Origin of the sequence: Pseudomonas sp. TH04 (genome assembly GCF_016651355.1) — a bacterium.
GTDB classification, from domain to species: Bacteria; Pseudomonadota; Gammaproteobacteria; order Pseudomonadales; family Pseudomonadaceae; genus Aquipseudomonas; species Aquipseudomonas fluorescens.
Genome location: NZ_JAEKEA010000001.1, coordinates 2,273,238 through 2,300,143 on the forward strand (window position 1 = coordinate 2,273,238; position 26,906 = coordinate 2,300,143).

The 26,906-nt window shown below is 60.6% G+C and carries 22 protein-coding genes; 10 read left to right on the plus strand and 12 right to left on the minus strand.

Annotated features, from left to right (window positions below):
* Positions 1-571: 571 nt before the first annotated feature.
* Positions 572-1,225 (minus strand): DsbA family oxidoreductase, encoded by a 654-nt coding sequence (locus JFT85_RS10260; RefSeq protein WP_053254626.1) that lies wholly within the window; start codon positions 1,223-1,225, stop codon positions 572-574.
* A 55-nt stretch (positions 1,226-1,280) separates the two neighbouring features.
* Entirely contained in the window at positions 1,281-2,300 is a 1,020-nt protein-coding gene (locus JFT85_RS10265) for an alpha/beta fold hydrolase (RefSeq protein WP_053254625.1), read from the minus strand.
* 193 nt (positions 2,301-2,493) lie between these two features.
* On the opposite strand from JFT85_RS10265, the gene metR reads away from it, so the two are divergent.
* Complete coding sequence (gene metR / locus JFT85_RS10270) at positions 2,494-3,411, plus strand: transcriptional regulator MetR (protein ID WP_053254624.1); 918 nt, start codon at positions 2,494-2,496, stop codon at positions 3,409-3,411.
* A 10-nt stretch (positions 3,412-3,421) separates the two neighbouring features.
* Here the strand turns inward: metR and JFT85_RS10275 are convergent, their stop codons facing one another.
* From JFT85_RS10275 to JFT85_RS10285, 3 genes are read right to left on the minus strand one after another with little or no spacing between them, the layout of a single operon-like run.
* On the minus strand, positions 3,422-3,928 hold the full coding sequence (locus tag JFT85_RS10275; protein WP_201229798.1) for a GNAT family N-acetyltransferase: 507 nt from the start codon (positions 3,926-3,928) through the stop codon (positions 3,422-3,424).
* A gap of 16 nt (positions 3,929-3,944) precedes the next feature.
* On the minus strand, positions 3,945-4,358 hold the full coding sequence (locus JFT85_RS10280; RefSeq protein ID WP_201229800.1) for an NUDIX hydrolase: 414 nt from the start codon (positions 4,356-4,358) through the stop codon (positions 3,945-3,947).
* 47 nt (positions 4,359-4,405) lie between these two features.
* Positions 4,406-5,752, minus strand: a complete 1,347-nt coding sequence (locus JFT85_RS10285; RefSeq protein ID WP_053254621.1) for an HD domain-containing phosphohydrolase — start codon at positions 5,750-5,752, stop codon at positions 4,406-4,408.
* A 257-nt stretch (positions 5,753-6,009) separates the two neighbouring features.
* Between JFT85_RS10285 and JFT85_RS10290 the strand changes: the two genes are divergently transcribed.
* From JFT85_RS10290 to JFT85_RS10305, 4 genes are all read left to right on the plus strand, one after another.
* Positions 6,010-7,884 (plus strand): putative bifunctional diguanylate cyclase/phosphodiesterase, encoded by a 1,875-nt coding sequence (locus JFT85_RS10290; RefSeq protein ID WP_201229802.1) that lies wholly within the window; start codon positions 6,010-6,012, stop codon positions 7,882-7,884.
* Positions 7,885-7,959: 75 nt separating this feature from the next.
* The gene (locus tag JFT85_RS10295; RefSeq protein ID WP_069552770.1) at positions 7,960-8,898 is read left to right on the plus strand and encodes a cytochrome-c peroxidase; all 939 of its coding nucleotides are present in this window, start codon (positions 7,960-7,962) and stop codon (positions 8,896-8,898) included.
* Entirely contained in the window at positions 8,895-10,706 is a 1,812-nt protein-coding gene (locus tag JFT85_RS10300; RefSeq protein WP_201229804.1) for a DAHL domain-containing protein, read from the plus strand. Before JFT85_RS10295 ends, JFT85_RS10300 begins: the two co-directional genes overlap by 4 nt.
* The gene (locus JFT85_RS10305; protein WP_053254618.1) at positions 10,703-12,088 is read left to right on the plus strand and encodes an ATP-binding protein; all 1,386 of its coding nucleotides are present in this window, start codon (positions 10,703-10,705) and stop codon (positions 12,086-12,088) included. Before JFT85_RS10300 ends, JFT85_RS10305 begins: the two co-directional genes overlap by 4 nt.
* Positions 12,089-12,094: 6 nt before the next feature.
* Here JFT85_RS10305 and JFT85_RS10310 read toward each other — a convergent pair whose 3' ends face one another.
* From JFT85_RS10310 to JFT85_RS10320, 3 genes are all read right to left on the minus strand, one after another.
* Positions 12,095-12,367: a type B 50S ribosomal protein L31 gene (locus JFT85_RS10310; protein WP_053254617.1), complete on the minus strand. Its 273-nt coding sequence runs from the start codon at positions 12,365-12,367 to the stop codon at positions 12,095-12,097.
* A 100-nt stretch (positions 12,368-12,467) separates the two neighbouring features.
* Complete coding sequence (locus JFT85_RS10315; protein ID WP_201229806.1) at positions 12,468-13,793, minus strand: APC family permease; 1,326 nt, start codon at positions 13,791-13,793, stop codon at positions 12,468-12,470.
* A gap of 130 nt (positions 13,794-13,923) precedes the next feature.
* Positions 13,924-14,745, minus strand: a complete 822-nt coding sequence (locus JFT85_RS10320) for a carbon-nitrogen hydrolase family protein (protein WP_069552767.1) — start codon at positions 14,743-14,745, stop codon at positions 13,924-13,926.
* Between the two features lie 93 nt (positions 14,746-14,838).
* Here JFT85_RS10320 and JFT85_RS10325 point away from each other — a divergent pair, with 93 nt between their 5' ends.
* From JFT85_RS10325 to JFT85_RS10340, 4 genes are all read left to right on the plus strand, one after another.
* The gene (locus tag JFT85_RS10325) at positions 14,839-15,603 is read left to right on the plus strand and encodes a helix-turn-helix transcriptional regulator (protein ID WP_201229808.1); all 765 of its coding nucleotides are present in this window, start codon (positions 14,839-14,841) and stop codon (positions 15,601-15,603) included.
* 28 nt (positions 15,604-15,631) lie between these two features.
* Positions 15,632-17,251, plus strand: coding sequence for an FMN-binding glutamate synthase family protein (locus tag JFT85_RS10330; RefSeq protein ID WP_169875926.1), 1,620 nt, complete (start codon positions 15,632-15,634; stop codon positions 17,249-17,251).
* 67 nt (positions 17,252-17,318) lie between these two features.
* Positions 17,319-17,615, plus strand: a complete 297-nt coding sequence (locus tag JFT85_RS10335) for a cupin domain-containing protein (protein WP_201229811.1) — start codon at positions 17,319-17,321, stop codon at positions 17,613-17,615.
* A 132-nt stretch (positions 17,616-17,747) separates the two neighbouring features.
* On the plus strand, positions 17,748-18,872 hold the full coding sequence (locus tag JFT85_RS10340) for an OpgC family protein (protein WP_053254611.1): 1,125 nt from the start codon (positions 17,748-17,750) through the stop codon (positions 18,870-18,872).
* A gap of 122 nt (positions 18,873-18,994) precedes the next feature.
* Here JFT85_RS10340 and JFT85_RS10345 read toward each other — a convergent pair whose 3' ends face one another.
* The gene (locus JFT85_RS10345) at positions 18,995-20,407 is read right to left on the minus strand and encodes an amino acid permease (protein WP_053254610.1); all 1,413 of its coding nucleotides are present in this window, start codon (positions 20,405-20,407) and stop codon (positions 18,995-18,997) included.
* Between the two features lie 423 nt (positions 20,408-20,830).
* Here JFT85_RS10345 and JFT85_RS10350 point away from each other — a divergent pair, with 423 nt between their 5' ends.
* Positions 20,831-23,920, plus strand: coding sequence for a biosynthetic peptidoglycan transglycosylase (locus JFT85_RS10350; protein ID WP_069552766.1), 3,090 nt, complete (start codon positions 20,831-20,833; stop codon positions 23,918-23,920).
* A gap of 27 nt (positions 23,921-23,947) precedes the next feature.
* On the opposite strand, the gene JFT85_RS10355 is transcribed toward JFT85_RS10350, so the two are convergent.
* From JFT85_RS10355 to JFT85_RS10365, 3 genes are read right to left on the minus strand one after another with little or no spacing between them, the layout of a single operon-like run.
* A complete protein-coding gene (locus JFT85_RS10355; RefSeq protein ID WP_069552765.1) occupies positions 23,948-24,919 on the minus strand; it encodes a fimbrial protein in 972 nt (323 codons plus the stop codon).
* On the minus strand, positions 24,920-25,891 hold the full coding sequence (locus tag JFT85_RS10360; protein ID WP_053254607.1) for a fimbrial protein: 972 nt from the start codon (positions 25,889-25,891) through the stop codon (positions 24,920-24,922).
* Positions 25,892-26,860: a fimbrial protein gene (locus tag JFT85_RS10365; protein ID WP_078827801.1), complete on the minus strand. Its 969-nt coding sequence runs from the start codon at positions 26,858-26,860 to the stop codon at positions 25,892-25,894.
* Positions 26,861-26,906: the final 46 nt, after the last annotated feature.

Genomic DNA, 26,906 nt, shown 5'->3' on the forward strand with positions numbered 1-26,906 from the left:
CGTATCTGTGCCTGACCAAAACCCTACACCCACCACCGTCCAAATGTGGGAGCGGGCTTGCTCGCGAAAGCGGTGTACCAGCAGCCGATAATCCGACTGCCCCACCGCATTCGCAGGCAAGCCAGCCCCCACACGGATCTGTGCCTGACCAAAACCCTACACCCACCACCGTCCAAATGTGGGAGCGGGCTTGCTCGCGAAAGCGGTGTACCAGCAGCCGATAATCCAACTGCCCCACCGCATTCGCAGACAAGCCAGCCCCCACACATATCTGTGCCTGACCAAAACCCTACACCCACCACCGTCCAAATGTGGGAGCGGGCTTGCTCGCGAAAGCGGTGTACCAGCAGCCGATAATTTAACTGCCCCACCGCATTCGCAGACAAGCCAGCCCCCACACATATCTGTGCCTGACCAAAACCCTACACCAGCCACCGTCCAAATGTGGGAGCGGGCTTGCTCGCGAAAGCGGTGTACCAGCAGCCGATAATCCGACTGCCCCACCGCATTCGCGAGCTATCGCCACGTGTGGAGCGGCATAAGCCGGGAAGCAAGCGCCCTCCCCCTCGGTTCAGCCCTTCGCTTCGGCGATGATCTGGCGAATCGCACCCACGAACGCTTCGGCCGGCTGACCACCGCTGACCGCGTACTGGTCGTTGAACACGATGGTCGGCACCGACGTCACGCCCCGGGAGATCCACAGCTGTTCCTGTTCGCGGACTTCGGCAGCGTATTCATCAGAGGCGAGAATCTGCGCCGCACGCTTGATGTCCAGGCCGACGCTTTCGGCGATGATCGCCAGCGTCGCGTGGTCGGACGGGTCCTGGCCATCGCTGAAATAGGCCTTGAACAGCGCTTCCTTGAGGTTGTATTGCAAGCCCTCAAGCCCGGCCCAATGCAGCAGCCGATGAGCGTCGAAAGTGTTGTAGATGCGGCTCTGGCCGTCGGTACGGAAGGCAAAGCCCAACGCCGCGCCCATGTCACGAATACGCGCACGGTTGGCCTGGGACTCTTCGGCGCTGGAGCCGTATTTTTCGGTGATGTGCTCGACGATGTTCTGCCCGATAGCGGGCATATTCGGGTTGAGTTCGAACGGCTGGAAATGGATCTCGGCCTGCACCTCGCTGCCCAGTTGGTCGAGGGCTTCCGTCAGGCCACGCAGGCCGATGATGCACCAGGGGCAGGACACGTCGCTGACGAAATCGATTTTCAGGGGAGTACTCATGGCAGGCAACCTCGTTGGCATTAACGCGCCGTAAAAGTTGCACGATACACCAACTTCACAACACCTTCGAAGGCTGGCCCAGGTCAATCTGCGCCCAGTGCGCAGCATCTTCGCGATGGGCTTGCAGGTACGGCAGCACCGCCGTCAGCAGCGGTGCCTTGAAGGCTTCCTGGAAACGATGGGCCATGCCGGGAATCAGTTTCAATTGGCTGCCCTGAATATGCGCGGCCAGGTGCACGCCGTGCATCACCGGCAGCAACGGGTCGGCGGTGCCGTGCACCACCAGCGTCGGCACGCGCAGTTGGTTGAGCAAGGGCACTCGGCTCGGCTCGGCGAGGATCGCCATGATCTGGCGCTTGACGCCGTCCGGGTTGAAGGCCCGGTCGTAGGACAGCGCCGCCTGGTGCAGCAGCGCCTGGCGATCGTCTTTCACATTCGGGCTGCCCAACGCCGCCAGCAGGTCGGCCTGTTGCTCAAGCGCCACTTCACGATTAGGCGCACTGCGCCGCGACAACAACTGCACCAACGCCGCATTCGGCGCCGGCAAGCCTTCGGCGCCGGAGCTGGTCATGATCAACGTCAGGCTTTCCACCCGTTGCGGCGCCATCGCCGCCAGGTGCTGGGCGATCATGCCGCCCATACTCGCGCCCAGCACGTGGAATTGGCGGATCTGCAACGCATCCATCAAGCCCAGGGCGTCGTCGGCCATGTCAGTCAGCGTGTACGGCGCCGCCACCGGCAGGCCGAGTTTGTAGCGCAGCACTTCAAAGGTCAGGTTGGCGCTGGCCGGGGCTTGGCGCCAGGTGGACAGGCCCACGTCACGGTTGTCGTAGCGAATCACCCGAAAGCCCTGCTCACACAGGGCCACGACGACCTCATCCGGCCAGTGGATCAACTGCCCGCCCAGGCCCATCACCAGCAGCAAGGCAGGGTCAGACGCACGGCCGATACTCTGGTAGGCGATGCTCACCTGAGCCAGATCGACCGTTTGGGTCGGGACATTGACATCACATCGAGAAGCCGCAAAAGACGGCAGGCCGAACAGTAGAGCGGCCAGTAAAAGCAACACGCGCATGAAAAACACCGAAACGCAGAACCCCAGTAGAGCGCGAGTCTGATGAAGTTTGTTCAAGCGCGCTGCCACAGTTCTGTGACAGTTTAATGAAGAGTGCCCAGCGGTCGTGGTCGATGCCGTATCGACAGGCCTTGCAACATGAGACAAACTCACGCCAGCCCTGTCTATCACAAATTATCTTCATGGAGCGCCCGTGCTCGAAATTCGTCACCTCAAGACTCTGCACGCCCTGCGCGAAGCCGACAGCCTGGTGGAGGCCGCCGAGCGCCTGCACCTGACGCAATCGGCACTCTCCCACCAATTCAAAGAGTTGGAAGAGCGCCTGGGCATGCAATTGTTTGTGCGCAAGACCAAGCCGCTGCGCTTCACCAGCGCCGGCCTGCGCCTGCTGCAACTGGCCGATGCGACCCTGCCCTTGCTGCGCGGCGCCGAACGCGATATCGCACGTTTGGCCGGCGGCACTGCCGGGCGTTTGCACATGGCGATCGAATGCCACAGCTGCTTCCAGTGGCTGATGCCGACCATCGACCAGTTTCGCGATGCCTGGCCGGAGGTCGAGCTGGACCTGGCCTCGGGTTTTGCCTTCGCCCCGTTACCGGCACTGGCCCGGGGTGACCTGGACCTGGTGGTGACCTCCGACCCGCTGGAGTTGCCGGGCATCACCTATGTGCCGCTGTTCACCTACGAAGCCATGCTCGCCGTGGCCAACCAGCACGCGCTGGCGAACAAGTCGTACATTGTGCCCGAAGACCTGCTGAGCGAAACCCTGATCACCTACCCGGTGGAACGCGATCGCCTGGACATCTTCACCCGCTTCCTGGAACCGGCCGATGTGGAGCCCGCCCAGGTGCGCACCTCGGAACTGACCGTGATGATGATGCAACTGGTGGCCAGCGGCCGGGGCGTGTGCGGCATGCCGCATTGGGCGCTGCACGAGTACAGCTCGCGCGGTTACGTGAAGGCCAAGCGTTTGGGCGAAAAAGGCCTGTTTGCCACGCTGTATGCGGGGATCCGCGCGGACATGCTGGATGCACCCTACATGCGCGACTTTTTGCTGACGGCCAAGGACACGTCGTTTTCCACGTTGGATGGCGTCAGCGCCGTGCGCTGAATGTAGGTTTTCAGTCAGCGTTGAGTTCGCGCCACATGTGGATTTTGTCGAAATACTCGACCCCCACCCGCACCGCCAGCGGCTCCAGGCCGTACTGGATGAACCCGCAACGCTGGTACAACGCGAAGGCCGCGTCGTTGCCGGCGGTGACGGTCAGCTGGATCAGTTTGAGGCGCGGATGTTGACGCGCCTCGGCGAGTGCCGCCTCCACCAGCTGGCGGCCCATTCCTTGCTGCTGATAAGCCCGGTTCACGTACATGCCGAACAAGGTCACTTTGTGCCGTGCCTTCTCGCGGGGCTCGAAGGCCAGGCCGACAATGCCGGCCAATGCCTCTGCGTCAAACGCGCCGAGCAAGCGATCCAGCGGGCTGTCCAGGCGTTTTTCCCACCAGCTTAACGGCATGGCCGAACGCTCGGCCACGCTGGAGGTGAACGCCTGGGGGTAGCCGTCGTACGCCTCAAGCATCAAGGCGCGATAAGCCTCGGCGTCACAGGCATTCAGGGGGCGAATCAGCATGCGTGGCCGTCCTTTGTCAGGCGATAGCCGTCAGCGAGGCGCGATAAAACGGCAGGATCAAGTCGCGGGTCAGAGGCGCCAGGTGCAGGCCACCGTCACCGGCCGGGTCGATCCAGCGCACTTCTTCGATTTCCGCCGCGGGTGTCACCGGCACGTCGATATGCACCTGGAACAGTTCCGCGTGCACGGTAAAGCCCGGCTCATTGGCGGCAGGCGCCGAGAAATCGCCGAGGTAGGTCGCATCGCTCGGGTCGATGCGCAGGTTCAGTTCCTCAAACAACTCACGGGCAAGCGCCTCGGCGGGTTGCTCGCCGGCGTCGATCTTGCCGCCGGGCTGCATAAAAGCCTGGGCGCCGCGTTTGCGCACCAGCAAGGTGTGGCCGTTGCTGCCGATCAATAGCGCGGCGGCGATGCGGATAGTCGATGTCATGTAAAAACTGCCTTGAATGCAAAGGTGCAAGGATCACAGAAAGCGTGTTAACCGGAAAGTGCGCCCTCATCCGGCTCTTTGATGAACACCGAATACTTGGCCCCTTCCATCGCCTCAAACGCAATCAACTTGTCCACCAGCGGCAGGTTCAGCACCTTGCCGGCGTTGAGCAACAGCATGCCGTTATCGGCGTTGAGGTTGCGCGCCAACACCATGCCTTCGGCCAGTTCGCGGGTGGTCAAGACTTTCACATTCGGGTCACCCAGCGTCACGTCACTGAGGAACGCGGCGCAGGCCCGCACGAAGTCTTCGACCATATCCGGATCGTAGAGCTTGCCGGCGTATTTACGGATGTAGAGCAGCGCTTCATCGCTGTTCATCTGGCGTTCGAGGATCAAGCCCTTTTGCAGCTCGATAAAGTCGACCGCAAGCTTCAACAAGCGGGCGCCCGAGGGAATCAACTCGCCCTTGAGGTGGTCCGGAAAACCGCTGCCGTCCCAGCGTTCCTGGTGATGACGAATCAGACGCGCAGCGTCCTTCATCGGCTCCAGGGTCATCAACAATGACTCGCTCTGGGTCGGGTAGGCCCGATAGCGTTCTCGGTCGGTGCTGTGCAGCATGTCCGAGGGCGCGACCATCATGCCGTCGCTCCAGCTCAGCTTGCCGATGTTATAGAGCGCAGCGGCCATGGTCAGGTCGCGGGCACTGGCTTCGTCCATCGCCTGGGCCTTGCAATACACGCGAATCAGCTCGATCAACTGGCGGTTGGTCTGTTTCTGCTTGGGCAGGCGCAGGTTGGCCAACAGTGAAAACACTTCGGTGCCGGTCACATAGCTGCGTTTGAGTTCGTCGTAGGCCAGGTCGAGCATGTCAGCGGTTTGCTGCAGCTCGCTGGTGCGGGCCTCGACGCGCTTTTCGAGGGTCGCGTTGAGGGCCTTCAACTGGTCGTTCTGCTCGCGGGTCAACTGTTCAAGGCGCAACCGTTCACGCTCGGAGTGCTGGTGCTCCAGGGACTGGCGCAAGGTCAGGAGCATTTCCTCATCGTTCCAGGGCTTGCTGATGTAGCGGTGAATCTGACCTTCGTTGATCGCCTTGATCATCATGCTCATGTCGGCATAGCCGGTGAGCAGGATGCGCGTGGTGGACGGGTACAGCCGGTGGGTTTCGGCCAGCAGCATCGCCCCGTCCATGGCCGGCATACGCGCGTCGGTCATCACCAGGTCGATGGGCCGGGCGGCCATGATCTCCAGGGCCTGGGCACCACTGCCGGCCAGCAGGACCTCATAGGGTTGGCCGCGCAGCAGGCGGCGCAGGCTATTGAGGATCGACTCTTCGTCGTCGACCAGCAAAACCGTGGGGGTATAAGGGGGGGTCGTAGCAGTTTGTTCATCCATGGCGACACCTCCTGGCAATGACACAGAGTTGCTTCAATGCGGCCCGACGTGATCCATCACTGTACTTGCTCGCGCATTGAGCGCTAGATGAACACCGGGGTAACTGTGGGTGATTTGACGCCAACTGGCCGACTTATTCAAGGGAGCCGACTATGCTTGTGACTGGAAGCCGGTGACCGTCCCTGTTTATTGAAGCATTCACGGTAAGGAAGCCCTATGCGCCATAAACCGCAGTTGCGCGCCGCTCGGAATCAGCCATGACCCCACGCTCAGGGCGGGCCAATCGACGCATCCTGATCGTCGATGACACGGCGTCGATCCACGCGGACTTCCGCAAGATCCTGTGCGTCGACGCCAACAACCACGCCTCCCTGGACAGCATTGAAGAAACCCTGTTCGGCAACGCCCCGGCGGTGCGCCAGACCTTTGTGCTGGATTCCGCCTATCAGGGCCAGGAAGCCCTGGAACTGGTGAACAAGGCCCTGGCCGCCAACACCCCCTACGCCCTGGTGTTCATCGACATGCGCATGCCGCCGGGTTGGGACGGCCTGGAAACCATCGAACAGCTGTGGAACGTCGACCCCAACTTGCAAATCGCGCTCTGCACGGCCTACTCCGATTACTCCTTCGAAGCCATCGAGGCGCGCCTCACCTACGACGACCAGTTGCTGATCCTGAAAAAACCCTTCGACGACCTCGAAATCCGCCAGATGGCCACTGCCTTGACCTGGAAATGGCAGTTGGCGCAGGACGCAGCAGCCAAGTTGATCGGGCTCGAACGCACGATTGAGGCAAGGGTCCAGGAACTGCTCAAGGTCTCGCACCTGCTGCAATACGACGCCCTGACCGAGTTGCCCAACAGCACACTGCTGGGCGACCGCCTGACCCAAGCCATTACCGTCTGCAGGCGCCATGGCAGCCAATTAGCCGTGATGTTTATCGGCCTGGACCGCTTCAAGCGCATCAATAATGCGCTCGGCTACCCGGTCGGCGATGAAATGCTCAAGCTTGTCAGCCAAAGCCTGGTGGCGACGGTGCGCGAGTCGGATTCGGTGTTTCGTTACGGCTCCGACGAATTTGTGCTGATCCTCAACGACATCAAGCATCCCCAGCAAACCCAGTACATTGCCGAAAAGCTCCTTGCCGCCGTCAGCACCGCCCACTATGTGGCCGGCCACGACCTGAGCGTCACCGCAAGCCTTGGCATCAGCGTTTACCCTGATGACAGCAGCAGCGCCGTGGAATTGATCAAAAAGGCCGAAACCGCGATGCGCGCCATCAAAGAACGTGGCCCCAACAATTTCAGTTTTTTCATCGCCGAGATGAACCTGCTCGCCCAAGTTCAGCAAAGCCTGGAAAGTGCCATCCGGCAGGCCCTGCAACGCAATGAATTTAGCCTGCACTACCAACCGAAACTGGACTTGCACAGCGGCAAAATTGTCGGCGCCGAAGCGTTGATTCGCTGGCACCAGCCCGATCATGGCTGGATCTACCCGTCTGCCTTCATTCCTGTGGCCGAAGACAGTGGCCTGATCGTGCCGTTGAGCCAGTGGGTGATACGCCAGGCCTGCACGCAAGCTCGCGCCTGGCAGGCCGCCGGGCTACCGCCGATCTGCCTCTCGGTGAATATTTCCGCGATTGATTTTCGCCAGCGTGACTTTGTCGCCAACCTCGTGGCGATCCTTGAGCATACGGGCCTGGCGCCACAGTTACTGGAGTTGGAAATCACCGAGAGCGTGCTGATGCAAAATGTCGAGGACACACACACCACGTTGCGCAAGATCAAGGCCCTCGGCGTGCGGCTGTCCATCGACGATTTCGGCACCGGGTATTCCAGCCTCAGCTACCTGCGGCGCTTTCCGATTGATGTGCTGAAGATCGACCAATCGTTCATTCGTGGCCTGAGCAGTAACAGCCAGGACGCGCAATTGATCAGCGCAATTATCAGCCTGGGTAAAAGCCTGGACTTGAACATCGTCGCCGAAGGGGTGGAGACCATTGAGCAGCTGCAATTTCTCATCGCTCACCAGTGTGAGGAGGGCCAGGGTTTCCTGTTCAGCAAGGCCGTAGCAGCCAATGATTTCGCCCGACTGCTGCACACTGGGCAACCCAGCCTGTTACCTGACCACTGATTTTTTGCCGCAAGGAGCGACCGCTTGAGCCGCAGCACACCGCGTACTTTTCACCTGTTACCTCGGGTTCTGGCCATGACCCTGGCCCTGGGCTGTGGCACCTGCGTGCCCGTCACGGCCGCGCCGCTGGATGAAGCACTCAAACCCCTGCCGCCCGTGCCGGTGCTGGACGCGGCCACCGTAGAACTGGGGCGTCAGCTGTTCAATGAAACACAGCTGTCCGTCAACAACACCAAGTCGTGTGCCAGTTGCCATAACCTGGAAGCCGGTGGTGACGATAACCGGGCATTTTCCCTGGGGTTCGATGGCAAGCCGGTCCTGCTCAACACCCCGACGGTGTTCAACGCCAGCCTGAACTTCAAACAATTCTGGAACGCCAGGGTCGACACCCTGCAAGCGCAGGTTGAACAGGTGGTCGTCAGCCCGATGGAAATGGGCAACGACTGGCAGACCGTGGTCCAGACCCTTTCGGCACTGCCCACCTACCAGGCCGCGTTCCACCGGGTGTATCCCGACGGGGTCACGGCCGCCAACGTGCAGGACGCCCTGGCCACCTATGAGCGTACGTTGCTCACGCCCAATTCACGTTTCGACCAGTACCTGCAAGGCAATACCGACATCCTCACCCTCGATGAGAAATATGGTTACCAACGTTTCAAGGAATACGGCTGCATCGCCTGCCATCAGGGCGCCAATATCGGCGGCAACATGTACCAGAAATTCGGCGTGATGGGCGACTACTTCAAGGCCCGTGGCAACCCGACCGAAGCCGACCTGGGCCGTTACCTGCTGACCAAGGACGAAGAAGACCGCAATGTGTTCAAGGTGCCCAGCCTGCGCAACGTTGCCGTCACCGCGCCGTACTTTCACGATGGCTCGGCCAAGACCCTGGAGGAAGCCGTCGACATCATGTTCAAGTACCAGCTGGGGCGAGTTCCGTCGGCTGAGGACAAGACGCTGATCATCAAATTCCTCAAGACGCTGACCGGCGAATGGGCGGGCAAGCCCCTATGAAATCATCTCGCCTCGCCAGCCTGATCACACTCAGCGGTATCGCCATTGTACTGGCCTCGGTGCTGGTATTTCTGTACCTCAAGTCGATCGGCGACCAGTCCACCAGCTACACCGAGTCGCGCGAACTGATCCGCCAGATCAAGCAACTCAATTCCCAGTGGGACGTCGAGGTGCTCAAGGCCAGGATCGCCCTCACCCACAACTATGACCCGTTGGTAGCGCCGCTCAAGGACATGAGCGAACTGTGGGTTCAGCTGGAAAATCGCGAAGGGCAACACCACCACGAACACCCCGCCGACTGGCAGGCCGCGCAGGATGCTTATCGCCAGTCGATTCAGGAAAAGGCGCGGTTAGTGGAGCAATTCAAATCGCACAATGCGGTACTGCGCAATTCGCTGGCGTTTTTGCCGACGGCCGAGGACGATATCCAGGCGCATCTCCTGCAACTGAAAGACGCCGACAAGCTGGAACAACAAAGCATCGCCACCGACACTTACGACTTGCTGCTCAGTGCCCTGGAATTTGCCCAGGTGACCAGCGACGACAAAGCCGCGGACATCCTCGTGGGGCTGAACAAACTGGCAGTGAACAAAGAAAACCTGCCCGCCGAATTCCAGGTGCCGGTGGAGATTCTCAGTAATCACATCGCGTTGATTTTGCGCGAGCAGCCCATCGTCAACGACCTGCTCGATCGCATCGCCGCCATCCCGCTTTCAGATCAACTGGATGCCCTGACCACCCAACTCAATCAGGACCAGGCCGCCGCCGACCTGATTGATCAGAAGTACCATCGCTACCTGCTGGTGTTTTCCACGCTGCTGGTGGTGCTGCTGTTGTACCTGGCCATTCGTTTGCTGCGCAGCTTTGCCGAGATCAACCGGGTCAACCGCGCCTTGCAAGGGGCCAATGAAAGCCTTGAACAGCGCGTCGAGGCGCGCACGCGGGAACTCAAGGATGCCCAGAGCGAACTGCTGGACAACGCCCGCCAGGCGGGCATGGCAGAAATCGCGACCAATGTGCTGCACAACGTCGGCAACGTGCTCAACAGCGTGAACATCTCCGCCGAACTGGTCGCGCGCAAGCTGCGCAACAGCAAGGCCCTGGGGCTGGGCAAGGCAATGCAACTGATCAACGAACACCCTGACGACCTGGGCACTTACCTGCGCGAGGACGAAAAAGGCAAATTGCTGCCCGGCTACCTCAACCAACTGGTGGAGGCCATTGCCCTCGAACAACAGGGGCTGACCGATGAGCTGGCGCAGTTGAGCAAAAGCGTGGACCACATCAAGGACATTGTCTCCACCCAGCAATCCTATGCCGGCGCCTCCAGCCTGCTGGAGCCTGTGCAGATCGGTGAATTGATGGACGACGCCTTGCGCATGAACGCCGGGGCGCTGAATCGTCACCATGTCACGGTCGTCAAGGAGTACGCCGAGGTGCCGCTGCTGATGGCGGACAAACACCGGCTGCTGCTGATCATGGTCAACCTGATCAGCAACGCCAAGTACGCCATGTCAAACCTGACGGACCGGCCACGGCAGATCACCTTGTCGATCACCACACTGGATGACAGCCTCTTGCAGATCAGCGTCAAGGACGAAGGCGAAGGCATCCCCGCCGAGAACATGACGCGGATCTTCACCCACGGCTTCACCACGCGCAAAGAGGGCCATGGTTTCGGCCTTCACAGCTGCGCCCTGGCAGCCATTGAAATGAACGGCCGCCTCACCGCCCAGAGCGACGGGCCAGGCACAGGCGCCCTGTTCACGTTGCAAATTCCACTTACCGATGCAGCAGGCCAAGCATGAACCGCGCCCCTAATCGCCGCATTCTGCTGATCGACGACACGCCGTCGATCCACGAAGACTTCCGCAAAATCCTCACGCCGCCCATGGAGCAGAACCAGGCACTGGACGATATGGAAGCCGCGCTATTCGGCGCCACCGACGTACCGCAAGGCCCCGTGTTCGAACTGGACTCGGCCTACGGCGGGCAGGAGGGGCTGCAGTTGCTTGAGGTCGCCATGGCCGAGCAACGGCCCTATGCCCTGGCCTTTGTCGACATGCGCATGCCCCAAGGCTGGGACGGCGCACAGACCATTGAAGAACTCTGGAAAGTTGACTCGGACCTGCAAGTGGTGGTGTGTACGGCGTACTCGGATTACTCCTGGGAGGAGCTGCTGTTTCGCCTGCACGCCCATGACCGGCTGCTGATCCTGAAAAAACCCTTCGACAATATTGAAGTCCAGCAAATGGCCAATACCCTGGCCGCGAAATGGGACATGGCGCGGCGCGCGTCCTTGCAAACCAGCCAACTGGAACGCTTGGTTGAGCAACGGACCCAGGCACTGACCCAGGCAAGCCACGCACTGCAGCTGGAGATCGACGAGCGTAAACAGCTGGAAAGCCAGTTGGTGCAGTCGGAAAAACTCGCCTCACTGGGCCAACTGGCGGCCGGCGTGGCCCACGAAATCAATAACCCGGTGGGGTTTATTTCGTCCAACCTCGGCACGCTGGGCGGCTACTTTGACCAGTTGGAAGAGATGCTCGACGCCTATCGACAGGCCGAAACCGCCACCGGCAGTGAACAGCTCGAAGCGCTGCGCCGGCGCCTGGACCTGGACTTCCTCAAAGAGGACATCCCCACGTTGCTTCGCGAATCGAAGGAAGGCATTGGCCGCGTGGTGCAGATCGTCAAGGATTTGAAGGACTTTTCCCGGGTGGACAACGACCAGACCTGGCAATGGGTGAACCTGCAACAGGGCATCGACTCGACCTTGAACATTGTCGCCAGCGAACTCAAGTACAAGGCCGACGTGATCAAGCACTACGCGCCGCTGCCGGAAATCGAATGCCTGGGGTCACAACTCAACCAAGTGGTGATGAACCTGGTCATCAATGCGGCGCAAGCCATGGGGCCGGAGCGCGGCACGATTACCATCAGCAACGGGGTGGACGGCGAGAACATTTGGTTGGAAGTGGCAGACAACGGCTGTGGGATTGCCCCGGACAGCGTGCAGAAGATCTTCGATCCCTTCTTCACCACCAAGCCGGTTGGCGAAGGGACCGGGTTGGGCTTGTCACTCTCCTACGGCATCGTCAAAAAACACCGTGGCACTATCACCGTCAGCAGCGAAATGGGCAAAGGCACCACCTTTAGAGTGGTGCTGCCCATTCGGCAAACGGCTTGAACGACCTCATGCCTCAGCTTTTTTCGGGCTCGACCCAAACGCTGCGAAACGCTTGTTGAACCCGGCAATCCGGCCTTCGGCCTGGGTCTTGCGTTGTTGGCCGGTGTAGATCGGGTGCGACGCGCTGGACACGTCCAACGGGATGTAAGGGTAAGTGTGGCCGTCGCTGTGTTTATGGGTGCGATCACTGTCGGCAGTGGAGCCGATCAGGAAGAACGCGTCGGCGGCGGTGTCGTGGAACAGCACGGTGCGGTAGTCGGGATGGATACCAGCTTTCATAAGGCCTCCGGGGCATTTGGGTACATTTAATGTGTTATACAATAACATAAAATACCCACCCAAACGAGAACCGATTGCAATAAGAATAGACCGCGCACTTCTATACGGTTTCCTGGAAGTCCATTTCCGGCGGCTGTTGCGAGAAGCCACGGGTGAGACCCCCCAGGTAAACCAGGCCGATCGCCAACCACACCGCGCCCAGGTAAATCGCCAGGTGATCGAGGCTGACCATCAGCCACACATCCGCCACAAGGCCGATGGCCGGGAACAGCAGGAACAGGATCAACTCACGCACACCGCGGGTTTTCGCGCCGATCCAGTAGTGAAAAATCACCGACAGGTTCACCAGGCTGAACGCCAGGAATGCGCCAAAGTTGATGAACGAAGTGGACGTGGTTACATCCAGCTTCAACGCCAGCAATGCCACCACCGCACACAATAGAATGCTGTTGACCGGCGTGCCGAAGCGCGCATGCAAGGTGCCAAAGAACGACTTGGGCAACACGCCGTCGCGCCCCATGGCGTACAACAAGCGCGAGCCACTGGCCTGGGCCGACAGCCCCGAGGCGAACTGGCCGACGATCAGACCAATCAGGAAGATCGACACAAACACGTCACCGCCGATATTGCGCGCAATTTCATACGCGGCCGAATCCACATTGGCGAATTCAAACGACGGATGAGCGATCTGCACGAAGTAGGACACCGCCACAAAAATCAGCCCGCCGATCAGGGTAATCAGCATGATCGCCCGTGGGATAGTGCGGCGCGGGTCGCGGGTTTCTTCGGTGAGGGTACTGACCGCGTCAAAGCCCAGGAATGAATAGCAGGCAATGGCCGCGCCACTCATGATCAGCGGCAGTTGCATCTGGCCGTTGAAGAACGGCGTGAGGGTCCACAGCGGCTGGCTGGGGTTGCCGCCGATGTAGTGGATGCACAGCGCAACAAACGCGATCAACACCAAAAATTGCACCAGCATCAGCAAGGCGTTGATGCCGTTGGCGAGCTTGAGCCCGACAATATTGATCGCGCTGGTGATGCCGATAAACGCCAGAACCCAGACCCACTGCGGCACCGCAGGAAACGCCGAATTGAGGTAGGCCGCGCCGATCAGCCAGATGGCCATGGGTAAAAACAGATAGTCGAGCAACACCGCCCAACCGGCGATAAAACCCAGCTTGGGGCTGATCGCCTTGCGCACATAACTGTAGGCGGAACCGGCAACTGGAAATGCCTGGGCCATACGCCCGTAACTCATGGCGGTAAAGAACATCGCCACCAGGGCGGCCAGGTAGGCGGCGGGGACCATGCCGGCGGTGGATTGCGCGAGGATACCGAAGGTGCCGAGCACAATGATCGGCGTCATATAGGCAATGCCAAATAGCACCACCGACCCTAACGACAGGGTGCGTTGCAAACGAGCCATGAGCGATTCTCCGCTGATTTATTAGATTTATGGCAGAACTGAAGTGGGTAACGCAGTGGTCATTTTTGTTAGGTGCAAACAGCGTTTGTGGCGAGCGGGCTCGCCACAGCAACCTGACGCCTCAAAGCGATCAGGCTGTTGGAATCAACAACTCGCGCGTCCCATCGCTGCGCGTTATCACCTCACCCGGCAATTTCAAACGCTGGTCATCCAGGTAGCGGTAGTCCTTGCGAGCCGCCACCAGTTGGTCGAGATCCAGCTCGACGGTAAATTGCCCTTCCTCGCGCCCGGCCTCGAACAGCAAGGTGCCAAGCGGGTCGACCAACGCACTGCCACCGGCAAACAACAGGCCGCCATCGCCCTCTTCCACCCGGTTGACCATCAGCGCAAACGCCTGGTTTTCCTGGGCACGGGCCATGATCGCGGTGCGGTGCGTGGGGCCATACGGGTCCATGTTGCCGTTGGTGACGATCAGCAACTCGGCGCCCAACTGCGCCAGGGCGCGGGCGGTTTCCGGGAACTCGATGTCGTAGCAGATCAACAGGCCGACGCGCACACCGTTCCACAAGCAGGTGGCGTAGCGATCGCCCGGGGTGAACACGCCGCGATCCGAGGCCCACAAGTGGCTCTTGCGATAACGCAGGGCAATGCCGTCGGGCGTGATCAGCAAGGTGGTGTTGTAGAAGTGGCCGCCGTCGCGCTCAGCCATGCCGACGACCACGCTGATATTGCGTGCACGGGCAGCCTGGATAACGGCCTGCACGGTCGGGCCAGCCACCGGTTCAGCGATGTCGGCCACGGTCTCGGCCGACGGGAAGCCCATCAGGTGGGTTTCCGGGAAGACGATCAGTTGTGTATCGGCGGCGCAAGCAGCAATTGCCGCCAAGGCGCGCTCAAGGTTGTAAGCTGTGCCGTTATCACGGCCTGCCAACTGGGCAAATTCGACCTTCATGGGTATTCCTTGTTCTCACTCTGTGCCGCAGTATGCGCAGCCACACCCCGCCAGGGAATTACGCGGCAGGGGTAACCCGATAGGGGTAGATCAATGAGCATGTCGCTGCAAGACATCGCCTGGCACCGTTCGGTGGGGCAAATGATAGACGCCCTGGACCAGGCCAACTTCTGGACCCAACTGGTGCGGTTGCTCGACGCCTACGTGCCGTTCGACAGTTGGGTGGTGTTGCTCTTCAGCAGCGCGCATCGCCCGTTGGTGTTCGCCGAATGCCCGGGCGCCGATGGCACGCCGGACCGTCTGTTCCAGGATTACCTGAACGGCCTGTACCTGCTCGACCCTTTCTACATCGCCAGCCGCGAGCAGTCGCGCACCGGTCTGTTTCGCCTGGCTGAAGTGGCGCCGGAGCATTTCGAACTCACCGAGTATTACCAGCGTTACTTCCGTCTGAACGTGGTGGCCGATGAAATCCAGTTCAATTGCCAACTGCCGGACGGGCGTACCCTGTGCCTGTCCCTGGGTTCAAAGCAGCGTTTTGACCCGCAGCAAATCGCCTTGCTGTCGTTGATCCAACCCTGGGTATTGAGTCTGCTGCGCCAGCGCCTGCCCTTTGAACTCAACCAGGCCAGCGCACCGCAGCCGCCGGTGCAGAATGATGAGTGGGGCGCGCAACTGACCGCCCGTGAGCTGGATGTGGGCCGCTTGATGCTCAGCGGTTGCTCAAGCAAAGAAATCGCCCGTAAGCTGGAAATCTCTGTTGAAACCGTGAAAGTCCATAAGAAACACATGTACAGCAAGCTAGGGATCAAATCCCAGTCGGAGCTGTTCTCGATCTTTCTTCAGGCGCAAAACGCCTAGCCGATGAGTCCGAACCAAGGAAACCCGTATGAGCCTGTCGTTACTAAGCCGTTACGCCTTCTTTGCCGTGTGCGTCATTTTTACCCTCGCCAGCCTGCCCTTTATCGAACATGACTGGCTGTGGCCGATCACCGTGGTCACCGCCATTCTCAGCCTGATCGGGATTTTCGACCTGCTGCAAAGCCCCCATGCGGTGCGCCGCAACTACCCGATCCTGGGCAATATCCGTTACCTGGTAGAAGCCATCCGCCCGGAAATCCGCCAGTACCTGCTGGAGTCCGACAGCGACGCCCTGCCCTTCTCCCGGGCCCAGCGCTCGCTGGTTTACTCGCGCGCCAAGAACGAAACCGCCGACAAACCCTTCGGCACCTTGATCGACGTATACCAGTCGGGTTTCGAATTTATCGGCCACTCCATGCGCCCCGCGCCGCTGAGTGACCCGAGCGCTTTTCGCGTGATGGTCGGCGGCCCGCAATGCAAGCAGCCGTACTCGGCGTCGGTGTTCAACATCTCGGCCATGAGCTTCGGGTCCCTGAGCGCCAACGCTATTCGCGCGTTGAACCAGGGCGCCAAGCTCGGCAACTTCGCCCATGACACCGGCGAAGGCAGCATCAGCCCCTACCACCGCGAAAACGGCGGCGACCTGACCTGGGAACTGGGCAGCGGCTACTTCGGCTGCCGCACCAGCGACGGCCGCTTCGACCCGGAACGCTTCGCCGTACAAGCGCAAAACCCGCAAGTGCGCATGATCGAAATCAAGATGAGCCAGGGCGCCAAACCTGGCCATGGCGGGATCCTGCCCAAGCACAAAGTCACCCAGGAAATCGCCGACACCCGCGGCATTCTGATGGGCGAGGACTGCGTCTCGCCATCGCGCCACAGTGCCTTTTCCACGCCGATTGAAATGATGCAGTTCATCGCCCAGTTGCGTGAACTGTCCGGCGGCAAGCCGGTGGGTTTCAAGTTCTGCCTGGGCCACCCGTGGGAGTTCATGGGGATTGCCAAGGCCATGCTGGAAACCGGCATTCTCCCGGACTTTATCGTGGTCGACGGCAAGGAAGGTGGCACCGGCGCCGCGCCCGTGGAGTTCACCGACCATATCGGCGTGCCGCTGCGTGAAGGCCTGCTGTTTGTGCACAACACCCTGGTCGGCCTGAACCTGCGCGACAAGATCAAACTCGGCGCCAGCGGCAAGATCGTCAGTGCATTCGACATCGCCAGCGTCCTGGCCATCGGCGCCGACTGGGCCAACTCCGCACGCGGCTTCATGTTCGCCATCGGCTGTATCCAGTCGCAAAGCTGCCACACCAACAAATGCCCGACCGGCGTCGCCACCCAGGACCCCTTGCGCCAGCGCGCCCTGGTGGTGCCGGACAAGGCCCAACGCGTGTTCAACTTCCACCGCAACACCCTCAAGGCCCTGGCGGAAATGCTCGCGGCGGCCGGCCTGGACCATCCGGCGCAGCTGTCGGCCAAGCATTTGGTGCGCCGCATGTCCGCGACTGAAATCAAACTGTTCTCGCAGCTGCATGTGTTCCTCAAGCCGGGTGAATTGCTCACGGGTGAAGTGAACGGCGAGTTCTATTCGCGCATGTGGCAGATGGCGCGGGCGGACAGTTTTGAGGCCAATGACGTCGCGGCTGCCTGATCGGCAAACAACCCTCTGTGCGCTGAACCGGACCACCGACGGCATCGTTGAAACAAGGAGATTGATCATGCCGTTATTGGACTTCGCCGCCATCGCCGCGCAACTGCCTGACAGCTGGAAATCCACGCGCCTCGGCCAGGTCGGCGCGGCGCGGATCAAAGTGCTGCGCATGGATGCACAGGCCTACGCCGAAGAAACCCATGCTTATAACGAAGGGCTGCTGGTGGTCAGCGGCCAGTTGCGCCTGAGCATCGGCCATCACGAAATACGCGTGGGTGCCGGCCAGATGTACCTCGTGGAAGCCGGCACCGCGCATGCCGTACTTGCCGGTAGCCACGGCACCTTGGTGGTCATTGATGTCTAGAGACATTCAGTAATACCCAGCCTTTGCAATTGCTTACAAATACCGCCAACCTGCGCCCGCCCGACGTGCGGCGTGCGACAACCTGCTCGCGCGCCGGTCATTACTAAACTATTTGTTCAAGAGCCCGCTGCCATGCTGAACGGACGCGACCCGCGCATCGATTTTTTTCGGGGCCTGGCGTTGATCTTCATATTCTGGGATCACGTCCCCCACAATCCTCTCGGCCAGATTACCCTGCGCAATATCGGCTTCAGCGACGCTGCTGAAGTGTTCGTGTTTCTGGCCGGCTACGCCTCGGTGCTGGCCTACGGCAAGGTCCTGCAGCGCGAAGGTTACTGGATGGCCAGCCTGAAGATCCTGCGGCGCACGTGGGTGTTGTACGTGGTGCACATCTTCCTGCTCGCGATGTTGATGGGCATTGTGTTCTTCGCCAACAACCATGTAGAAACCCGCGACCTGGTCGAGGAGATGGGCCTGACCCACTTCGTGACGCACCCGCAGCAAGCGTTGGTGGATGAATTGCTGCTGCGCTTCAAGCCGAACCTGATGGACCCGTTGCCGCTGTATATCGTGTTGCTCGCCGGCCTGCCGCTGGTGCTGCCCTCGCTGCTGCGTCACACCTGGGCGGTGGTCGCGGTGTCGCTGGCGGTCTACCTGCTGGCGCCGCATCTGGGCTGGAACCTGGCAGCGATTGCCGACGGTGTGTGGTACTTCAACCCCGTGACCTGGCAGTTGCTGTTCGTGCTGGGCGGCGCGGCGGCCATTTACGCGCAACGCCCACGGCCACAGGACAACCGGCCGCTGCTGCGTCAGCCATTGTTTGTGGCGGCGGCGGCCTATGTGCTGGTCGCCGGCGTCATCACGATCGGCTGGCGCTGGCCCGACATACACGATGCGCTGATGCCGTCAGCCTTGAGCGACCTGCTGTATCCGATCAGCAAGACCGACCTGTCACCCGTGCGTCTGCTGCACTTCCTGGCCCTGGCCTACGTCACCGCCAAACTGTTGCCGGGGCGCGCCTGGACGCAAAACTGGCTGGCACAGCAGACCTGCCGGATGGGACGTTACTCGCTGGAAGTATTCTGCCTGGGCGTACTGTTGGCACCGTTGGCGGACATGATCAACGCCCTGGCTGGCGATGCCTTTGCCGTGCAGATTTTCACCGCGCTGATGGGGGCTGCACTGATGGCCGCGCTGGGGGCCTGGCTGGCGTTCAACAAACGCCTGAGCCAAGCGCCCCACGGGGCTACCGCCTGAAAAACAAAAAGCCCCGATCAAGGGGCTTTTTGTTAAGTGGTTTTTTGTTAAGTGGTTTTTTGTTAAGTGGTTTTTTGTTAAGTGGCTTTCTGTTAAGTGGCTATTGATTGAGTGCTCAGCGGTCAGGCTTGGGCACGCACCCCGGCATTGCTTGGCTGCAACTTGAACACGTAGAACAGCACCGTCAGCAGCACCAGGAATACCGGGCCCACGTACAGCGCAACCCGCGTGTCCGGGAAATACGCCATCAGCCCCACCACCAGCACCAGGAATGCCAGCGCCAGGTACGAACTGACCGGGTACAGCCACATGCGATATTTCAGCGCTTTCTGTTCGGCCGGGCTCAGGCTCTTACGGAATTTGAGCTGGGCCAGCAGGATCATCAGCCAGGTCCAGATCGCGCCGAAGGTAGCGATGGAGGTCACCCACACAAAGACTTTTTCCGGAACCATGTAGTTGAGCAGCACGCCCAGCAACAGCACGAAGATCGACAGCAGCAGCGCCTTGCGCGGCACGCCGTTGCTTGAGGTGGTGGCGAAGGTGGCCGGGGCCTGGCCGTTCTGCGCCAGGCTGTAGAGCATGCGCCCGGTGCTGAAAATGCCGCCGTTGCACGACGACAGCGCGGCGGTAATCACCACGAAGTTGATGATGCCGGCGGCGGTCTTGATGCCCAGGCGCTCGAAGGTCATCACGAACGGGCTGCCCTGGGTGCCGATTTCGTTCCATGGGTAGATCGACAGAATCACGAACAGCGCGCCCACATAGAACAGCAGGATGCGCCAGAACACCGAGCCGATGGCACTGGGGATGGTCTTCTGCGGGTTCTTCGCTTCACCGGCGGTGAGGCCGATCATTTCCACGCCCAGGTACGCGAACATCACCATCTGCAGCGACATCAACACGCCTTGCACGCCGTTGGGCATAAAGCCGCCGTGGGCCCACAGGTTGGAGATACCCAGCGCCACCCCGTCGTTGCCGAAGCCGAACGCGATGATGCCGACGCCACCGATGACCATGGCAATGATCGTGACGATCTTGATCAGCGCGAACCAGAATTCGAACTCACCGAAGGCCTTGACCGCAATCAGGTTGATGGTGCCCATGCTGATCAGCGCCGCCAGGGCCCAGATCCAGCGCGGGGTGTCGGGGAACCACACGCCCATGTAGACGGCGACGGCGGTAATTTCCGCGACGCAGGTGACCAACCACAGGAACCAGTAATTCCAGCCGGTGAGGAAGCCTGCCAACGGGCCGAGGTAATCCTGGGCATAGCGGCTGAACGAACCGGCGACGGGGTTGTGCACCGCCATTTCGCCGAGCGCACGCATGATCACCAGAATGGCCAGGCCGCCGATGATGTAGGACAGCATGATCGCTGGCCCGGCCATTTCAATGGCCTTGGCCGAACCCAGGAACAGGCCGACACCGATACAGGCACCAAGGGCCATCAGGCGAATATGCCGTTCACCGAGTTCGCGTTTGAGCGGGCCGCCTTGAGCGGTCTCGCCATGGGGCAGTGGGTTGCCGACTGGCATAAGGGTACAACCTCATTTTGTTATTGGTTTGTCCGTCGAGTTTCCAGGGGCTGGCCGGTAAGCCTGCGCCCTGGTCGAAACCGGGCCGTCTCATGGACGGGCCCTTCTTGCCAGGCAAGATCAGCGGGGCATGCAGTATAAAAAGCTCGGACCAGGGTCTTTCACTATAAAAACCATCTAATTTAGGGGATGCGCCGGTCAACAGGGCATTTTACAGGAGCATATGACCTGCAACGGGCGACAAAACGTCGCGGCGCGCCTCCCTGGAAAATGCCTTTGTGCGGCGAGCGGGCCCGCCCTTCACACCAACGCGGCTGACCACAACGCGCGCGCGTGCCACCGACACACAAATCCCTCACACCCCGCCCCCAGCGACTAAGCTTCAGGCAAGTCCGATCAATCTGCGTTAAGGATCAATCGACTATGGGCGCACTGTGGCAAACCGAATCGAGCAAGGCTGCGAAACTACACGGCAGTTCGGACCCAGCGCCTTTACCCAAAAATAAACCCAGGCCGCGCTATGTACGGCGCCTGTTCGGGTTGATCGGGTTGATGGCGCTGATTGCCCTGGGGTTTGCCGCCGCCAAAGAGATGCGCACCTCGCGCCTGCAGGCCCAGCAACTCAGCCGCCTGGCCCACGACCTCACCTATCAACTGCAGCCCGGCCCCAGCACGGCCATGGTTTATCCGGGCGCGGGCCCATTCGACCGGCGCCTGGGTTACAGCGACCTCAACACCTTCCTGCCGCGCCTGCTCAAGCGCGGGTATGTGATCCAGTCCCAGGTGCAGTTTTCCCCCGCGCTGATGAATTACGCCGAGCACGGCCTGTTCGTGCCTTACCCGGAAAAAATCCAGGCCGGCCTGACCCTCACCGACTGCCGCGCCTTGCCCCTGTACCAGTTCGAGTACCCACAGCAGTTGTACTCAAGTTTTGCCGCGATCCCGCCGTTGGTGGTCAACAGCCTGTTGTTCATCGAGAACCGCGACCTGCTCGACCCGGCACAGCCGCAGGCCAACCCGGCGGTGGACTGGCCGCGCTTTGCCAAGGCGGCCTGGTCACAAGCCGCGCGGGTACTGCACCTGCCCGGCCAGAGTGCCGGCGGCAGTACGTTGGCGACCCAGCTGGAAAAATACCGGCACTCGCCCGACGGCCTGACCTTGTCCGGCAGCGAGAAGCTGCGCCAGATGTTTTCCGCCGGCGTGCGGGCTTATCAGGCCGGGCCGGACACGTTGGTCGCGCGCCAGAACATCGTGCGCGACTACCTCAACAGCGTGCCGCTGTCCGCCGTGCCCGGGCATGGTGAAGTGCATGGCCTGGCTGAGGGGTTGCGCGTGTGGTACGGCGCCGACTTCAAGCAGGTCAATCAGGCCCTGAGCGGCAGCGAAACGGATGCGCCCCACCTGGCGCAACGTGGCCTGGCCCTGCGTCAGGTGTTGTCGCTGATGATCGCCCAGCGCCGCCCTTCGCATTACCTGGCCAATGGTCGCGCGGAGCTTGCCCAACTCACCGACAGCCATTTGCGCTTGTTGGGGCAGAGCGCGGTAATCGACTCGGCACTGCTCAACGCGGCCCTCGCCTCGCACGTCACGTATCGTGACTGGCAGCAACAGCCGACGCTCCAACCCATCGATACCAACAAAGGCATCAGCGTGGCCCGCAGCCGCGTCGCCGCCCTGCTTAACCGGCCGCTGTACGACCTCGACCGCCTGGACCTTTCGGCCACCAGCACCTTGCAAGCCAAGTTGCAAACTCAAGCCACCGACTACCTCAAGCAGCTGGCCGACCCTGTCTTCGCGGGCAGCATGGGCCTGCTCGGCGAGCGCCTGCTCACGCCCGCCAGCACGCCGCAAGTGCGCTACAGCTTCACCCTGTTCGAATTGACGCCGGATGGCTCGCGGGTGCGCGTGCAAACCGACAATACCGACCAGCCCTTCGACATCAATGAAGGCAGCAAACTGGAACTGGGCTCCACCGCCAAATTGCGCGTGCTCACCACTTACCTGCAGATCATCAGCGAACTGCATGACCGCTATGGCACGCAAACGCCGGCCGCACTGAAAAAAGTCGACATCGCCGACCAGGACCGCATCAGCCGTTGGGCCGTCGACTACCTGATTCAGACGCCGGATAAATCCCTTGCCCACATGCTCGATGCCGCCCTCGACCGCACGTATTCGGCCAGCCCCAACGAAGGTTTTTTTACCGGCGGCGGCCTGCATCACTTCCACAACTTTCGCAATGAAGACAACGGCCGCAGCCCGTCGCTGCGTGACGCGCTGCGCGAGTCGATCAACCTGCCGTTCATTCGCCTGATGCGTGACCTTGAGCGTTACGTCACCTATGCCGGCGCCAATAACAGCGCGCAGTTGCTCAAGGATGACGACGACCCACGTCGCCAGGAGTACCTGGCCAAATTTGCTGACCGCGAAGGCACCACCTTCCTGCTCAAGTTCTGGAAGAAGTACCAGAAAAAAGACACCCAGGCGCGCCTGGAAACCTTTCTCGACGGCCTGCACCCCACGGCTATCCGCCTGGCCGCCGTCCACCGCTACCTGTTTCCCGAAGCCAACCAGGACACCTTCAACCGCTTTGTGCGCTCACACCTGGTGAGCGCCAAAACCAGCGAAAAACTCACCGACGAGCGTTTGCAGCGCCTCTACAAAGACTACGGCCCCGGCACCTATGATTTGCCCGACCAGGGCTACATCGCCAAGGTGCACCCGCTGGACCTGTGGTTACTCGGCTACCTGCTCAACCACGCCGACGCGTCCTTGGCCGAGGTGGTCAAGGCCAGCCAGTTCGAGCGCCAGGAGGTGTACAGCTGGCTGTTCAAGAGCCGCCATCAACGTGCGCGCGACAGCCGCATCCGCACCATGCTGGAGATCGAAGCCTTTCTGGATATTCATCAGCGTTGGCAGGCGGTGGGCTACCCCTTCGACCATCTGGTGCCCTCGCTCGCCACCGCGATTGGCAGCTCTGGCGATCGCCCCGCCGCGCTCGCTGAACTGATGGGCATCATCCTTAACGACGGCGTGCGCGGCAAAGTGCTGCGCATCGACAGCCTGCATTTTGCCGCCGACACCCCCTATGAAACCCGCGTGGTCAACAACCCTGAGCCAGGCAAACGGGTGATGCCGTCCGAGGTTGCCACCGCGTTGCGCGGGGCGTTGTCGCAAGTCGTGGATGCAGGCACGGCCAAGCGTGTGTCGGGCAGTTTCAAATTGGCCGACGGCACGCCGCTGGCCATGGGCGGCAAAACCGGCACCGGGGACAACCGCATCGAAGCAATCGGCGCCGGTGGGCGGGTGATCAGTTCCAAAGCGATCAACCGCACCGCGACCTTTGTGTTCTATATCGGTGATCGGCACTTCGGCACGCTGACGGCGTTTGTACCGGGCAGCTCAGCGCAAAACTTCAAATTCACCTCCGCGCTGCCGGTGCAGGTACTCAAGGGCATGGCGCCGATTTTGCTGCCGTACCTGCAGCCGGGCAGCCAAACCCTGTGTCGATAGGCCGCTTTCGCGCACAGGCTGTCGGTGTCATGGCACGCCCATCACCAGCACGCCAGTGCCGGTGACGGCACCTGGGGTTGGCAGCGATCCCGCTCGCCGCACCAGAGTAAACGTCACATCGTCGCCGCCCGTGCTGTTGGTGATGTTGGTTCGGAACGCGCCACCGACTTGAACCGCTGCGCCGTTGCGCAGCATTGCGGTGCCCACGTCCGGGTTGGTCATCACGAGCAGGCGCGGGTCGAACGACGACGGGGTGCCTTTGTAGGTGATGGTGATCGGGGTGGTAATCCCACCGTCCGGGCAGGAGTACGTGAGCCTGCGGTCGCTGCGGACGGTGGTGGTCAACGGATCGGTGCCGATTGCCCTTTGGTTCACCGTACCGAAGTTGATCTCGATTGGGTTGTTATTGTTGATCGTGCACGTTGACGGGGTGAGGCCGAAGTTATTCGCGGCAGAGTACGTCAGTATGAGCCGCGTATTCGTCAGGTTGTAATTATTGGTCTGGCGCAGATTTAACGTACCCAATACGTCCCCTACTCGAATGTCGATCGGGTTGCTCGGATCGTTGCGTAACAAAATATAGGGGGTTGCTTCGATGGGGTATCCAACCCCGTTGTTGGGCATGCTCGCCAGCCGGATATCAAACGGAACCGGGGTGTTATAGAAGCTCCCGTTAATGCGTAGGCCGGTACCCTGATGGGTGAATTTCGGGCCGGGTGCCCAAGGGGTTCCGGCTTGCACCGCGGTTCCCCAATAGTCGGTAAAGTGAGGGGAGCCTGGCTGTCCGAGAGAGAATCGACAGTGCAGCGACGCCCCCTCCAGGATCAGCCGGGTTCTGTCCGAACCCACGCGGACCGTAACGGGCACATGCAGGTTTATCGTTTGGCCGTGACCGACGTATTGCCACCCTCCGCCATTCACACGGCAATCAGCGGCGTGCGCGTTCGTCGTCATACCTACCAGGCCAAGAAGCATCACGGCTACATAGCATCGTTTCATTTATGGCACTCCCATCACGAGCACACCGCTGCCAGTGACGGCCCCCGTGGTCGGCAGCGACCCCGCTCGCCGCACCAGAGTAAACGTCACATCGTCGCCGCCCGTGCTGTTGGTGATGTTGGTTCGGAACGCGCCACCGACTTGAACCGCTGCGCCGTTGCGCAGCATTGCGGTGCCCACGTCCGGGTTGGTCATCACCAAAAGGCGCGTGTCGAACGCCGACGGGCTGCCTTTGTAGGTGATGGTGATCGGCGTAGTAATCCCGCCGTCCGGGCACGAGTACGCGAGCCTGCGGTCGCTGCGGATGGTGGTGGTCAACGGATCGGTGCCGATTGCCCTTTGGTGCACGGTGCCGAAGTTGATCTCGAGCGGGTTGTTATTGTTGATCGTGCACGTTGACGGGGTGAGGCCGAAGTTATTCGCGGCGGAGTACGTCAGTATTAGCCGCGTATTCGTCAGGTTGTAATTATTGGTTTGGTGGAGATTTAACGTACCCAATACGTCCCCTATTCGAATGTCGATCGGGTTGCTCGGATCGTTGCGTAACAAAATATAGGGGGTTGCTTCGATGGGGTATCCGACACCGTTGTTGGGCATGCTCGCTAGCCGGATACCAAACGGAACCGGGGTGTTATAGAAGCTCCCGTTAATGCGTAAGCCGGTGCCTTGATTGTTGAATTTTGGGCCGGGTACCCAAGGGTTTCCGGCTTGCACCGCGGTTCCCCAATAGTCGGTATATTGAGGAGCGCCTGGCTGACCGAGAGAGAATCGACATTGCAGCGACGCCCCCTCCAGGAGCAGCCGGGTTCTGTCCGAACCCACGCGGACCGTAACGGGCACATGCAGATTTATCGTTTGGCCGTGACCGACGGATTGCCACCCTCCGCCATTCACACGGCAATCAGCGGCGTGCGCGTTCGTCGTCATACCTATCAGGCCAAGAAGCACCACGGCTACATAGCATCGTTTCATTTATGGCACTCCCATCACGAGCACACCGCTGCCAGTGACGGCCCCCGTGGTCGGCAGCGACCCCGCTCGCCGAACCAGAGCAAACGTCACATCGTCGCCGCCGGTGCTGTTGTTAATATTGGTGCGGAACGAGCCACCGACTTGAACCGCCGCGCCCCCACGCACCAGTGCTGTGCCCACGTCCGGGTTGGTCATCACCAAAAGGCGTGTGTCGAACGCCGACGGGCTGCCTTTGTAGGTGATGGTGATCGGCGTAGTAATCCCGCCGTCCGGGCATGAGTACGCGAGCCTGCGATCGCTGCGGATGGTGGTGGTCAACGGATCGGTGCCGATCGCCCTTTGGTGCACGGTGCCGAAGTTGATCTCGAGCGGGTTGTTATTGTTGATGGTGCAGGTGGACGGGGACACAGTGAAATTGTTGTTGGCGATGTAAGTGACCAAGAGCTGTGTGGAGCCCGTCCCGCCATTATTCGTCTGGGTCATACGCAATAGCCCGAGATTGTCCCCAATTCGAACGTCGATCGGATTCCCTGGGCTGTTACGCATCAAAATATAAGGGGTTACATCAATCGGATACCCTATTGCGTTATCGGGCATGGTGGCTACCCGGATCCCAGTGGGAACCGGGGTGTTCATGTTCGTCCCATTGACTCGCAAGCCCGTGCCTTCCGAGACGAACTTGGGGCCCGGTGTCCAAGGCGTGCCCGCTAAATTGCCCGTTGCCCAGTAGTCCTCACTCACCGATGGAGTCCAAGGGCCTGGCGTGTAGCGACATTCAAGCCTCGCCCCTTCGAGGAAAACCCGGTTTTGGCTGGTATCCAATCGGACATTGACGGGAACTTGCAGGTTTAAATTTCCGCCCCCGACCGTTGTCCACCCTGCACCATTCACACGGCAATCAACTGCCCTTACGGCCGGTGTAATACCCATAAAAACGAGAAGCACAATGGCTGTATATAGTCGTTTCATTTTGATCTCTCGTTACTCTTCTGCGCAGGCGCCGCCCCCGGGACGT